Annotated in this window: 6 protein-coding genes; 2 read left to right on the top strand and 4 right to left on the bottom strand. The window is 49.2% G+C overall.

Annotated elements, in window-relative coordinates; genetic code table 11:
* Positions 1-36: 36 nt before the first annotated feature.
* The 4 genes from JT717_RS04230 to JT717_RS04215 all read right to left on the bottom strand — a co-directional run bounded on the left by JT717_RS04230 (position 37) and on the right by JT717_RS04215 (position 6,424).
* Positions 37-1,305: a serine hydrolase domain-containing protein gene (locus JT717_RS04230; protein ID WP_205508924.1), complete on the bottom strand. Its 1,269-nt coding sequence runs from the start codon at positions 1,303-1,305 to the stop codon at positions 37-39.
* Positions 1,306-1,411: 106 nt separating this feature from the next.
* Positions 1,412-2,395 (bottom strand): MBL fold metallo-hydrolase, encoded by a 984-nt coding sequence (locus JT717_RS04225; protein WP_205508923.1) that lies wholly within the window; start codon positions 2,393-2,395, stop codon positions 1,412-1,414.
* Positions 2,396-2,445: 50 nt separating this feature from the next.
* On the bottom strand, positions 2,446-4,998 hold the full coding sequence (locus JT717_RS04220; RefSeq protein WP_205508922.1) for a polynucleotide kinase-phosphatase: 2,553 nt from the start codon (positions 4,996-4,998) through the stop codon (positions 2,446-2,448).
* Positions 4,988-6,424: a 3' terminal RNA ribose 2'-O-methyltransferase Hen1 gene (locus JT717_RS04215; RefSeq protein ID WP_205508921.1), complete on the bottom strand. Its 1,437-nt coding sequence runs from the start codon at positions 6,422-6,424 to the stop codon at positions 4,988-4,990. Before JT717_RS04215 ends, JT717_RS04220 begins: the two co-directional genes overlap by 11 nt.
* A gap of 184 nt (positions 6,425-6,608) precedes the next feature.
* Between JT717_RS04215 and JT717_RS04210 the strand changes: the two genes are divergently transcribed.
* Both JT717_RS04210 and JT717_RS04205 read left to right on the top strand, forming a co-directional pair.
* Positions 6,609-11,003, top strand: coding sequence for a hybrid sensor histidine kinase/response regulator transcription factor (locus JT717_RS04210; RefSeq protein WP_205508920.1), 4,395 nt, complete (start codon positions 6,609-6,611; stop codon positions 11,001-11,003).
* 309 nt (positions 11,004-11,312) lie between these two features.
* Positions 11,313-14,561 (top strand): SusC/RagA family TonB-linked outer membrane protein, encoded by a 3,249-nt coding sequence (locus JT717_RS04205; protein ID WP_205508919.1) that lies wholly within the window; start codon positions 11,313-11,315, stop codon positions 14,559-14,561.
* Positions 14,562-14,573 lie beyond the last annotated feature (12 nt).

The following is a 14,573-nucleotide window of genomic DNA, read 5'->3' as shown; positions in this document are numbered from 1 at the left end:
ATCAGCACATTAGCACATCAGCACATCAGCACATTGCTAATTGGCTATCTGCCCATACACCGCATCCCGGAAACTTTTATGCAGTTTAACCCGGTCGAAGGGAAAGAGCTGCGTAAACAAAACGGCGGTGAGCTCATTCACCGGATCTACCCAAAACATCGTGCTGGCGGCGCCGTCCCAGAAAAATTCACCCACGATCCCATTATTCTCTTCTGCCGTGGCAGGTGCTTGTGTACGTACGGCGAAATCAATTCCAAAACCAACCCGGCCTTTGCTCGGCAACCACATCCGTTTTGTAATGGTATCGCTCAAATGATTGGTGGCCATTAATTGTACGGTTTCGCGTTTTAAGATCTGTACTTTCCCGAGTTTACCTTTATTCACCAGCATTTGGGCAAACTTCATATAATCATCGAGGGTAGAAATAAGTCCCCAGCCGCCCGGCTTTAATGCCCAATCTTTTGAGTTGACATAATTTGCACGTTCATCAGGCACCCGGTTCAGCGTTTTATCATCACTGCGGTCATAGAGTGCCGCAAAACGCGGCAGGTCTTTTTCGGCTATTACGAACCCCGTGTTCGTCATTTTCAATGGACCAAAAATGGTTTCCTGCAGATATTGCTCAAATGGTTTACCGGATAATTTTTCCACCAGGCGGGCCTGCACATCAACGGAAGGGCCATAGGACCATTCATCACCGGGATGAAATTGCAAGGGCAGGCTGGCCAGCTTCTTCGACATCTGCTCCAGCGTATTGTTCAAATTCATATAATCCGATTTGCGCACCAGTTCCGCCAGCGCTGGTATATCATTACCGGCAAAACCTGCGGTATGCCGGGTAATATCCCGGATGGTAATGGGGCGTTTTGCCGGCTCCAGTATTAAATTACCACTGGAGTCAACGCCTTTAAATACTTTCATGTCTGCATACTCCGGTAAATATTTTGAGAGGGGCTCATCCAGTTGAAAAGCGCCTTTTTCGTACAGGCTCATTAACGCTACGCCGGTCACTGGTTTGGTCATCGAATAGATCCGCACAATGGTATTGCGGTCCATTGGTTTCTTCGCTTCGCGATCGGCATAGCCAAAGGAATTGAAATACACTTCTTTTCCTTTTTCAAAGATCAATGCTGAAACGCCCGCTGTTTTACCGGAATCAATAAAACTTTTCAGGGTAGCATCGATGCGGCTCTTAACCGCTGTGGTCACGATGGCTGGTGGCTTTTTATCAGTAGTAGTGGTTGTTAATTGAAAGGCGCTGGCAATGAGCAGGACAGGCAAAATGGCAAGGATGATTTTTTTCATGGCATTTTTTTTTAATCTTTTAGAAAGGTGTAACTGACCCTTAATTTAACACTCTTTCGGCAAATGCGCTGATCCTTTTATGCCGGATGGTAGTGGTTTTTTGCGCTCATTCCCACCAGTGGGAGTTATAATTACTAACCACCGTGGGCTCACCGGGAGCAGGCAGAAACAGGGGAATATTCTTTTCAGCGGCTAGTTGCAACAGTCTTTCGATGGGTTCGTTCCAGGCATGCAAGGCCAGGTTGAAAGTGCCCCAGTGTATGGGCATCATGAGTTTACCTTTTAATGCCAAATGCGCCTTTACCGCATTATCGGGCCCCATATGAATATCGGCCCAGTCTGTATTGTAAGCGCCTGTTTCCAGCATGGTCAGATCAAAGGGCCCGAAGGCTTCGCCAATTTCATAAAAACCATCATACCAGCCGGAATCGGCGCCATAGTAAATACTATGGTCAGTTGTTTTTATAGCAAATGATGACCAAAGCGTTTCAAACCGGTTGAATAAACTTCTGCCCGAAAAATGCCTGGCCGGCAGGGCGGTGATCTCACAACGGTCAGCAATGCGCGCTTTGTCCATCCAGTTCATTTCCGTGATCCTTGCCTTTCGGATCCCCCAGTGCACCAGGTATTGCCCAACCCCTAATGAACAATAAAAGGGCACATCGATGGCGGCAAATTGTTGAATGACCTGTTTGTCGAGATGATCATAATGATCATGCGAAATGATGACGGCATCCAGGGTAGGCATATTGGCCACAGCCAACGGCGTGTCATAAAATCTTTTCGGGCCAATGCGTTTAGAAAAAGAAGCGCGTTTGCTGAAGACCGGATCCGTCAAAATTCGCAAACCCTCGATCTCTATCAAGAGGCTGGAATGCCCCAGCCAGGTGATGCGTAAACCCGAAGGCGGCGCTTCCTGGTATAGTAAAAAGTTTGTCGTAAATGGACCTAAATGTTTTTTAGGCGTCGTCTCTGCCTTATTGGTGATGTACTTCCATAATACGCCGGCTATTGATCCTGTGCCCACCCTGGTTGGAACCGGGTTCAAAAACTTCTTACCTTCCTTTATAGCGGGGTGTAGATATTTCATGACGACTTGTTAAAAAGCACAACAATCAAAAACAGGAACTGTTCTTCCATTTATAATCTTGGATCAACCGGCTCACTTTCCAGGGCCAATACACCAAAAACACATTCATGCACCCGGCGCAGGGGTTCTTTGCGGGTGAACCGTTCCAGTGCCTCCACGCCCAGGGCAAACTCCCTTAATGCCAGTGACCGCTTGGCGCCTAACGCCCTCGACTTTAACCGGTTCAGGTTTTCCGGTGTGGTATACTCCGGCCCATAAATAATGCGCAGGTATTCCTGTCCTCTTATTTTGATCGCAGGCTGCACCAGGCCTTTTTTATGGGTATGAATATAGTGAAATGGTTTCACCACCATACCTTCCCCGCCCTTTGCCGTCAAAAACAACCACCAGTCTGTTGCCTCTTGAATAGAAGCTTCGTCACTCAGATCAACGGTCCTGAACGGCGTAGCCATTAAGACAGCCGGATCTGCTTCACAGAGCTGTTGAATATTCTCCATATGCCATTCATGCGATTGGTCTACCCAGCTCTTTCCTTCCGTGGCCAGAATATGAAAAGGCGCGAGTTTATAATCTGTTAACTTATGCACCGGCCAACAGTAACGCCGGTAGGCATGGATGAACTGATTGGTTTGCTCTTTTTTCAATTTGTATTTTTCCAGCAAAGGCAGCACCGCTTCATTGCGTACGGCTGCCTGCTGCAAAGCTTCCACAGCACCTGATAATCCTTGTGTGGCGGCGGCGCCTACTGAACCGTATTGTGATTCCAGCAGGCTCTGCGCTTTCGCGCTCCAGGGCATGAGCTCGGCATCCAGGCAAACCCAACTGGTTTGAAACCGGTCATAAAAGCCGGATCGTTCCAATGCATTATTCACCAGCAAGAGGAAATCCTGTTCGGTTTTTTTATCGTTAAAATAATTTCTTCCCGTGCGGGTATACACCACACCGATGCCTTCCTTTTCTATGCCGAATGTTTGTAAGATGGCTTTTTCATCGCGCCCTACGATTACCACTACCCGCGACCCCATATGCTTTTCTTCACAAATGACCTTTTCTACCCCCACTGTTTTATAATACTCAAATGCTTCAGTTGGATATTCGAGGTACCCATCCAGTTTACTCGTTTCTGAAGGGCTCATCGTAGGCGGCAGATAGATCATCCATTTGGGATTGATCGCAAAACGGCTCATCACTTCAAGGGCGGCAATGGCATTCTCTTCGCGAATGGTGATCTTATTACCGTAAGCAGTCTCTACAATGTGTTTACCGGTTACATCGGCAAGATCCAGCACATCATCGTGCTGCTGCTGCAGGGTAAGCGGTGCGTTGGCATTAAGATGCAAGGGTCGTTTCGACACCCGGTATTCCCGCGCCGCAGGTACCGATACCAGCTCTTTTTCCGGGTAACGCAGGGCCGTCAATTTACCGCCAAAAACGCAACCAGTATCAATATCGATGGTGCGGTTCAACCATTGTGGTTCGGGTACCGGCGTATGTCCATATACCACCATCGCCTTACCCTTATATTCCGCCGCCCAGTTATACCGCACCGGCAAACCATACTCGTCTATTTCGCCCGTCGTTTCTCCGTACATGCAAAACTCACGAACAGCTCCTGAACCGCGGCCATGCATTTCTTCACGTAAGCCGGCATGCGCCACCACCAGTTTGCCATCATCAAATACATAATGGCTCACCAATCCGTCAATGAATTTCTTCACTTCCTCCCTGAATGCAGGCGTCTCCTGTTGCAACTGGTCAATGGATTCCTGTAAGCCATGGGCGATGGTCACCTCTTTTCCATTCATCCACTTGAGTAATTTCGCATCATGATTACCGGGAACGCAATAGGCCAGGCCGGCATGCACCTGGTTCATTACCAGTCTTAATACACCGGGTGTATTGGGTCCACGATCTACCAGGTCGCCTACAAAGACCAGCTTGCGGCCGGCGGGATGTTGGTACAATCCATCCTTATTTTCATAACCCAGTTCTTTTACCAGGGCCACCAGCTCGTCATAACAGCCATGCACATCGCCGATAATATCCAGCGGGCCTTTCTCATGTTTTTTATTATTGTACAGCGGATCACGGATGATAGCTTCCAGCGCGTCTACTTCTTCAGGCGTACGGAACTCTATGATATGGCGGAAACCTTCCAGCTTCAGGTGCCGTAAACTTCTTTTCAGCTGGCTGATCTGCTGCGGTATTACATGACCACCGAGATCGCGGTCGGGTCTGGTCTTATTGCGCTCACTGCACAGTTTCTCCGGCATATTGATCACGATGGCTACCGGCAGCACATGGTATTCGCGGGCCAGCCTTACCCAGTCTTTACGCGCCCCCTCCTGCACATTGGTAGCGTCTATGACCGTCAATAAACCCGCCTTCAGGCGTTTGGCGGTAATAAAACGCGCCAGGTCAAACGCATCTGTCGATGCTTCGAGGCTGTTCTCATCATCGCTTACCAGCGCCCGGCAATGGTCTGAGGAAACGATCTCTGTGGGTTTAAAGAATTTCCGGGCAAAGGTTGATTTACCGGAACTGGAAGCCCCTATTAAAACGACTAATGATAATTCCGGGATATGTATGTTTCTATTTGGCATTTGATAAAAACCGGTTCTTTCCGATGATCATTTGTTTTGTTGTAAACACCGCCATTTGCGTCAGGGCGCCCACTTCGGCATCCTCCTCTCCCACTGGTTTATATTGTACACTGTAATTGTATTCTTCTGCAATGCGATTCCCCCATTGCTGAAACTCGGCCCTGGTCCATTCAAAACGGTGATCCGAGTGACGCATTTGTCCGGCCTGCAGCTTGTCAAACTTCTTATTATATTCCGCATTCGGCGTGGTAATCACCACGTCTACCGGCTTCGCATACCTGAAAACAACTTTTTCCAAAGCAGCCAGCCGCGCTTCGTCGAGGTGCTCGATCACTTCTACCAGGGCGGCAGCATCAAAGCCTTCGATGCGCGCATCGCGATAGGTCAGCGAGCCCTGCATCAGCCGGATGCGCTGTTGTTGGGCAAGCGGCAGTTTATCCAACTTCAATCTGTCCTTGGCTATTTCCAGGCACCGGTAACTTACATCCATTCCCACTATCGTTTCAAACTGTTTTTCAGCCAGCAGCAGTTTCAATAATTTGCCTTCCCCACAGCCGAGGTCAACGACGGTTTTGGCATTTGCCTGTACCAGTTCATCCCGTACCGCTTCCAAACGCAGATCATGCACGCGTTTTTTCTCTTCGGGTTCTGCATTTTCCGAGCCGCTTTCAGCTTCTTCACCGCTTATTTCATCTTTTAACAGGATCTCCATGGCCTGGTTCGCCAGGCTGCGCTGGTGTTTCAGGTAACGCATGGTGATCAATGCCCGCGCCGGATGCGTAGCCAGCCAGTCCTTTCCCTTCTCCAGCAGCTTTTCTATTTCATGTTCACCGATCCAGTAATGTTTATCGTTGTCGCATACGGGGATCAAAATGTACAGATGTGATAATAACTGCTGAACGGTAAGTATATTTTTCAGCGTAAGGGTATAATACCGGCTCTCGCCCCATTCGGGAAATGCCGGATCAACCGGATGGCGTTGCAGTTCCATCGTATATCCCAACGGTTCAAACAGTTCTTTCAGTACCGCTTCCCCGCCGCTTACCGGTATGGCGGCGATCTGTACCTCAAAAGGCATAGCAACTGAAACCAGCTCCGGTTTGTCTTTACAGCGCCCGTTCATGGCAGTGGAAAATGCTTTTACAATTGCGGCGCTCATGAAAGAGCTGGCCACATAGGGCCGGTCATTCACATATTGCTCCAGGGCAAAATCATTGCCGCGCGGTCCGCCGCTCCGCCTTACCAAACCAATCGGATCAATGTCGAGTAATAAACAAACGGTGCATTTACCCGCAGAAACCTCCGGGTAAAATATATAGGCTGAACCGGTAGACAGATCTATCTGGTGCACTTTGTCGGGATGTTTATGCAACAAATAGCTCAGGTCAGCAGCAGGCTGATGGGTAGATGTAATGGTCAATAACATACTAACAATTCCCCGGCAATTTCTTATTTTTTGTTGATAATCATTCCCCAATACTTAGATTCCCTTACCGCACCATAAATACCCTTCTAAAAAGGTAGTTTTTACAAGTAAATTGGTACATTCACAGCGTTGTTAACCAGGCTAACCGCTTAAACGGCCTGCTCGTTTGTATAGTGTTATGATAATGATTGCCAGATACTTCTGTTGCCTGTTGGTATTGCAGGTACTTGCTATAGGAAAACTAGTTGCCCAACCTAAAGGTAAAATTGACCACTATTCAACGGAAGACGGGCTCTCACACGGTATTATCAACTGCATTTTTAAGGACCGCGAAGGGTTTATGTGGTTCGGCACCTGGAACGGCATCAATCGTTTCGATGGCCAACGGTTCGTCTCTTACAAATCATCGCCCGGCGATGCCTCTTATTTAAAAAGCCACCGGATCGACCAGATCGTAGAAGACGATTTTCTGCAATTATGGATCATGGCCTATGACGGGCAGGTATACCGCTTTAACAAACGCACCGAAAAACTGCTGCCGATCTCTTCCATTCTCAAGCTGCCGCCCCGCAGCAAGTATGCATTCCGGCGCATTCTTTCCACCAGCAATGGCAGAGTATGGATCGAGACCCTGCACGAAGGTTTGCTGCTGGTTACTGCCCCGCAAGCCGATTCATCTGGTTACTATACTTACCAGGAAGGCATGCCTGCTCCATTCAACCTGCCCGGCAACCATATTGAGTTCCTGAAAGAAATGAAGAATGGTATCATTTGGCTGGGTACGCATAAGGGTTTGGTTTGTCTGAAACGGGATGAGAAAGGGGTTTATAAAAATGTGACCGATAAAACATTTCCAACCAACGTTGCATTTACCACGGTAGCCACGCTTGGCAAGGAAGAGCAGCCTTTCTTTGGTACCAGCGATGGCCAGGTATTTACCATGAAGCCTGATGGAAGCATAAACCGCTATGCAATCAGCCGGTCAGCCATTCATACTTTACTCTTCAACAAGGCCGGTACAAAGTTATATGCCAGCACTGAAGGCGGTGAATTGCTGGTAATGGATCTGGCAGGTTATACCCCTGCGGCTCCTGTTACATTGATCAATGATGCGCAGAACCCATTGTCCTCGATGTACGAAGACAAGTCGGGCCATCTTTGGATAGAACCGCATAAGGAAGGCGTGATCAGGTTGAACCCGGTTACGGGCAACCGGAAAACCTATCGCCAGAAGAACAATGCGAAATACAATTATTCGGGCGATCATTTCACCGTTTTTGAAGATAAGGAAAACCGGGTATGGGTGAATTTGAAAGGCGGCGGCTTTGGGTATTATGACTCGCTGACCGATAAGGTGGCATATTTCTACAACGAACCAAACGCACCCGATAAACAATTCTCCAATATCGTTAATTCATTATACTACGAACCCTCTGGCATCTTATGGCTGCGCACCATTGAACGGGGCATTGAAAAAATAACTTTTCAGCGTAATCCGTTTGAACAGCAGCTGCTGATGAACCCCGCGGCATTTATAAGCGACAATGAGGTGCGTGGATTATGGGAAGACCGCAAAAAGCGCTTATGGATCGGCGCCAAAGGCGGCAATTTGTATGTACGCCAAAATGGTAAAGACCTGGATAAGCTCTTTGTGAATATGCCGCCGCAGGGGTTTGGACTGGTCTATTCCATCATGCAGGACCGCACCGGCGCCGTTTGGCTGGGCACTAAAAAGCATGGCTTGTACAAAGCCGTTCCGCTCAATAAAGAAGAAACCAGGTATAAGCTCTACCATTACATGCACGATCCCAATGACCCCACCAGTCTCAGCAACAATGAGATCTATGCATTGCTGGAAGATAAGGCCGGCCGTATTTGGGTAGGCAGTTTTGAAAATGGCCTGAGCCAGGCCGTCAGCGAAGGCGAACGCGTTCATTTTGTACATGACAAAAACGCTTTACGCGACTATCCCGCCCATATCTTCCGCAAGATCAGGCATATGGCCGTGGATAAACACGATAATCTCTGGCTGGGCACTACCGATGGCCTGCTCATTCTGAACACCAGCAATCGGGATCGTTTTACCTATACCATGTATCAGAAAGTGCCCGGCGATCCGCATAGCCTCGGCAATAATGATATCCAGTATATCTATCGCGACTCGCGCAACACCATGTGGCTGGCCACTGCAGGCGGCGGTTTGAGTATGGCCATGGGCGATGATCCCAGGAAGGGTTTACAATTCCAGGTCTACACCACGCAGGATGGTTTGCCGAATGATTACCTGGTAAGTTGCATGGAAGATAATAACCATCATTTATGGATCGCCACCCAAACCGGTCTTTCGCGCTTTGATCTGCAACGCAAGATCTTTCGCAATTACAACTCTTACGACGGCGTGCCGAACTTCGCATTTTCAGAAGCATCCGGTGTACGCCGGCTCGACGGCCGGCTGGTCTTCGGTACCATCAAAGGGTACCTGACCTTCGACCCGGCCGCCATAACAGATCATCCGATCCATGCCGGCATCGCATTGACCAACCTGCAGATCAACAATACCGATATAGTTGCGGGCGACAAGACCAATATTCTCAGCCATTCGGTGAACCATACCAGCGAATTGACCCTGCAGCATCACCAAAACATCATCAGCATCGATTATGTGGTGCTCGACTACCGGTCGAGCGACAAACAATCGTACGCCTACCGCCTGCAGGGCTTCGATACCGGCTGGCATTACAACCGCAGTGAACGCCGGGCTACCTATACCAACCTGCCACCCGGTGATTATGTGTTCGAGGTGAAATGTACCAACCAGGAACTGTATAGCAATATACCGGTGAAAAGCATGCGCATTACCATTTTACCACCCTGGTGGAAGACCTGGTGGGCTTATTTAATCTATATTTTCATAGCGGCCATCATCATCGGGATCGTGCGGCGGGCAGCCCTCACGATGCTGCGCCTACGCCACCGCATAGCGGTAGAGAAAAAACTGGCCGAGCTGAAGCTGAACTTCTTTACCAACGTATCGCATGAACTCCGCACGCCGCTGACCCTGATCCTGAATCCTATTGAAGAGATCGGTAAACAGAATAACCTGAGTGCGCAAAGCCGCCAGTATGTAGAAGTGGTGCGCAAAAATGCAAACCGCATGGCGCGCTTCGTGAACCAGCTGCTCGATCTGCGGAAACTGCAAAGCGGTAAAGCGGTCATTCATCCTTCGAAGGTGGAAGTGGTATCCTTTGTAAAAAGCATTGGCGAATATTTTCTGGAGCTGGCGCGGGAGAAAATGATCGACTTCCAGGTGATAAGCGATGCACCGGTCATCGATGCCTGGCTGGATCTTGACAAAGTAGAAACGGTCATTTATAACCTGGTGGCCAATGCGTTCAAATTTACGCCGGAAGGTAGATCCATCCGGGTGTTTATTGGCTTGTTGCCGCAACAGCAGCGGATACAAATAGATGTTTGCGACCAGGGCAAAGGCGTTCCACCGCATTTGCTGGATAAAATCTTTGAACTGTTCTATGAAGAACAGGGAAGCGATGGCAAACAAATGAAAGGCACGGGCATCGGGCTGGCGCTTTCGAGAGAAATGATCACCCTGCATGGGGGAAATATAAATGCCCGTAACAATGAAGACGGCGGTTTGACCGTGACCATAACCCTGCCCGTCGGTAAGGGCCCGGCGCAAAAAACGACAGCAGCCTTCCTGGCCCAGGCCGAAGCAGGCGATATGCTGGCCGGTTACCAATCGCAACCCCCGGTTACAACAACAGCAAGCCCATCTTCCGGCGCTAATCAACCGCTTTTATTAGTAGTAGAAGACAATACCGACCTGCAGGCCTTTTTGAAAGCGCAGTTAACCAGCAGCTACCGCGTAGAGGTAGCCAGCAATGGCGAAGAAGGCCTGGCCAAAGCGCTGGAATGGCAGCCCGATCTCATCCTCAGCGATATCATGATGCCTAAAATGGACGGCATTCAATTACTGGATAAAGTAAAAAATACCCTGGCCACCAGTCATATCCCCGTAATTTTACTGACCGCCAAAAGCGCCATTGAAAGCCAGATCGAAGGACTGAAATACGGCGCCGATTATTATATCACCAAACCTTTCCGGCACGATTTCCTGCTAGCCGCTATCAGCAACCTCATCGACCAGCGCAAAAAAGTGCTGGCGGCTGCCCTGGAAGGTAAAAAGACCCTTCAACTGGAACCCGGCGAAGTGATCATCACCTCGCGCGACGAAAGTTTCCTGCAACAGATCGTGGCCATTGTGGAAGATAAAATGGCCGATGTGGATTTCAATATTGAGACCGTTGCGGAGACCATTGCCATGGGCAGAACCACTTTTTACCGCAAGTTCAAAGGTCTGACCGGACTGGCCCCGGTTGAATTTGTACGTGAAATGCGCCTGAAGCGCGCCAAACAACTCCTCGATTCCGGGTATGGGAATATTTCCGATGTAGCTTATGCGGTCGGTTTCAATAATGCGAAATATTTCAGCACCTGTTTTAAGGCGAAGTATGAGGTGACGCCGAGTGAGTATATCAAACAACTGAAAGAAAAGCAGTAATAGTATTGCCTTAACCGGTTACCAGTTACCAGTTATCAGTTATCGGTCACCAGTTACCGGTCGCCTGTTACCAGGTAGCACCCCCTGACATCCCTTGTGAACTGGTCACCTTGTTAACCTGCCTCCTGTCTGTCGGTCCTGTACCCTGGAACCTGTAACCTGCAATACCGCATCCATTCACAATCATCCTGTTATAAGTATACATGCAACCAGCACAAGCCTTCACCAAAAAATGAACCTTTTCGGTCAATTCCAGGACCTCCTCCACAGCACCAACCCGTATGTTTGGACTGAACAATCTAACTAACGATGAGAAAGCTTGTCATTCAAACACTGCTGTGTTTGCTCCTGACCCCATCCGTATGGTCACAAACCCGCACCGTCAGCGGAAAAGTGGTGGGTACCAACCGCGAAGAACTGGTTGGCGCCACCATCCTTATTAAAGGCACTAAAATTTATTCCCTCACCGACGGCAAAGGCCAGTTTAAGATCAGTATTCCCGGCGACGGAAAAACAATATTGGTCGCCAGCTATGTAGGTTATAAGAAGCTGGAGTATGTGGTCACTGACCAAAAAGAGATTGCGATCACCCTCACCCAGGAAGACAATAAGTCGCTGGATGAAGTAGTTGTCGTGAACATCGGTTATGGCACCGTTTCCAAAAATGCGGTGACCGGCGCCGTTTCCTCCGTAGGCAGCAAAGACCTGAAAGATTTTCCCGTAGCGACCGCTGCAGAAGCGCTGGCTGGTAAACTCGCAGGTGTATCAGTCGTTACATCGGAAGGAAAACCCGGCGCCGACATCACGATTAGGGTACGCGGCGGCGGCTCCATTACGCAGGACAACTCGCCCCTCTACATCGTAGATGGTATCCAGGTAGAAAATGCGCTGTCCGTCATTTCACCCCAGGAAATTCAAAGCATCGATGTATTGAAAGACGTGGCGTCTACAGCCGTTTATGGCGCCCGCGGCGCTAATGGCGTGGTGCTTATTACCACAAAAAGCGGGAAGACCGGCCGCACCACTGCCTCCCTCAGCAGTTTTGCCGGTATCCGTAATATCGTGAACAAGCTGGAAGTAATGAAACCCTATGATTATGTGATGTACCAGTACCAGCTGTACAATAACAATACCGACCAGCAAACCAAAGACGCCTTTACCAAGGCCTATGGCACTTTTGAAGACCTGGAGATTTATAAGAATGTTCCTTTTGCCGACTGGCAGGAGCGGGTCTTTGGTCGGAACGCCTTATCACATACGGAAAACCTGAACCTGAACGGCGGCACCAAAAATTCAAACTTCAATTTCACCCTCAATAATTATAAGGAAGACGGCATCATGTTGAACTCTGGCGCCAAACGCGTCTTTGCCGCCTTCCGCTATGACCATACCGGTTCTGAGAAATTTCGCTTCGGCTTCAATGCGCGCTACAGCCGCATGAAAGTATGGGGCGCCGGTACCTCCAGCACCGGTTCCCAAAGCAATAACCGCTTACGCAATGCCGTTCGCTACCGGCCTTTCGAAGGACCCGGCCTGCAGGAGACCATCGATGAATTCGATCCTGACTATGCCAATCTCACCAATCTCACCGGCCCCGTGCTCGATGCACATGCGGTGACCAAAAATGATTATAACAACCAGATCATTACCAGCGGTAATGCGCAATACGCTGTCATTCCCGGACTGGTCGTAAGAACTGTTTTTGGTATCACCAATACAGAAAGACGTACCGACCAGTTCAGCAGCGCCATTACCGGCGTAGCGCGACAAAACGCCAATATGCCGGTGGTTGAGCTGTCGAACAGTGCTACACTTACCATCACCAATACCAATACCATTTCCTATGACTTTAAAATAAAGAAGGATCACCACTTTACCCTGCTGGCCGGACAAGAGATCAACCAAAGCAATGGCCGAAATTTCGGTTCAACCGTAAAATGGTTGCCCGTTGATATTACCGCCGATGAAGCATTTGCCGGTATCCAGAAAGCACAACCACCCACCGGCGCCGTGCAGGACCCGCCCACGACTTCCGAAGTTGCTACACGTTTGTTCTCCTTGTTTGGAAGAGCTTCCTATAATTACCAGGACAAATACATGGCCTCGTTCATTGTGCGGCGCGATGGTTCCAGTTTATTCGCACCACATAACCGCTATGCCGTCTTCCCATCGGCGCAAGTGGCCTGGCGTATCAGCGACGAACCCTTCTTTACCGCGCTGGATCTACCCTGGATGAACAGTTTAAAGTTCAGGGCCAGTTATGGCGCCGGCGGCAATAACCGTATTGGCATCGACCTGTATAAAACCTTATTCGGCGCCAGCAGTAATTTCGGCTATGCCGTTACTGAAGCGGTTACCCCCGGGTTTGCATCCAGTACGCTGGCCAATCCGAATATTAAATGGGAAACCACCATCAGCCGCAACCTGGGTTTGGATATCGACCTCTTCAACAACCGGCTGAATGTCACCCTGGATTATTACAGCAACAATACCAAAGACCTCTTGTTAACGGCGCAGATCCCCACAACATCGGGCTATGGCTCGCAGTTGCAAAACATTGGCAAAACAAGCAACAAAGGCATTGAATTGCAATTGGCCGCCAGGATCATCAGCACCAAAGATTTCAGCTATGGCATCAACTTCAATATCTCGCATAACAAGAACAAGATCGAAAGCCTCGGGCTTGATCAATATGGCGTGCCGAAGAGTTCTTACACCGTAGCATCAGGCGGCATCAATGGCAATGATTTCCTGGCTGAAGTGGGTGGTTCTGTTGGTCAGTTCTACGGCTATGTAAGTGACGGCCGCTATGAGCTCAGTGATTTCGATATAGTGCATAATACATCGAACAACACCTACACCTATACCTTGAAACCGGGTATTGCCAATGCAAAAGACATTGCGCTCGGCAACAGGGCGCCGCAACCCGGTGATATGAAATTGAAAAAGTTATCTGATGTAGGTGGTGATAATATAACCGAATCAGATAGAACCATCCTGGGCAATGCCTTCCCGGTGGTGGCCGGCGGTTTGAATAACCAGTTTGCCTGGAAGAATTTTGATGCCAGCATATTTGTAAATTTCTCGCTGGGCAATGAAACCTATAATGCGAATAAGACGGAGTTTACCGGTCAATACCTGTATAAAGACAACAACAGTCTGGAAGTGGTAAAAGACCGCTGGAAATGGTTCGATGAGAATGGCGTGAAAGTGACTGACCCGGCGAAACTGGAAGCTATGAACGCAAATACCCATTTCTGGACGCCGCCCGGCGGACAATACATTCTCACTTCTTATGCTATTGAGGATGGATCCTTCCTGCGCGTAAGCAATATCACCCTGGGCTATTCCATTCCACAGCAAATATTGAAACGCACAAAGGTCTTCTCCCGTGTCAGGGTATACGCAACGGTGAACAACCTGCACACTTTTACCCGCTACACCGGTTATGACCCCGAAGCCAATACCCGCCGCAGCAACCCGCTTACCCCGGGTGTTGATTATGCAGCTTATCCCCGCAGCCGCTATATGCTCGCAGGTATCGATGTAAGTTTTTAACGATTAAAAAGA

This window comes from Longitalea arenae (assembly GCF_016924755.1).
Lineage (GTDB): Bacteria > Bacteroidota > Bacteroidia > Chitinophagales > Chitinophagaceae > Niastella > Niastella arenae.
The sequence above is the reverse complement of the archived record's forward strand: the minus strand, read 5'-3'. Positions and strand labels throughout refer to the sequence as shown.

What these genes read in the sequence shown, in the direction of transcription:
- JT717_RS04225 (WP_205508923.1), bottom strand. Translation starts at nt 2,395, where the DNA reads ATGAAATATCTACACCCCGCTATAAAGGAAGGTAAGAAGTTTTTGAAC.
- JT717_RS04215 (WP_205508921.1), bottom strand. Translation starts at nt 6,424, where the DNA reads ATGTTATTGACCATTACATCTACCCATCAGCCTGCTGCTGACCTGAGC.
- JT717_RS04230 (WP_205508924.1), bottom strand. Translation starts at nt 1,305, where the DNA reads ATGAAAAAAATCATCCTTGCCATTTTGCCTGTCCTGCTCATTGCCAGC.
- JT717_RS04220 (WP_205508922.1), bottom strand. Translation starts at nt 4,998, where the DNA reads ATGCCAAATAGAAACATACATATCCCGGAATTATCATTAGTCGTTTTA.
- JT717_RS04205 (WP_205508919.1), top strand. Translation starts at nt 11,313, where the DNA reads ATGAGAAAGCTTGTCATTCAAACACTGCTGTGTTTGCTCCTGACCCCA.
- JT717_RS04210 (WP_205508920.1), top strand. Translation starts at nt 6,609, where the DNA reads ATGATTGCCAGATACTTCTGTTGCCTGTTGGTATTGCAGGTACTTGCT.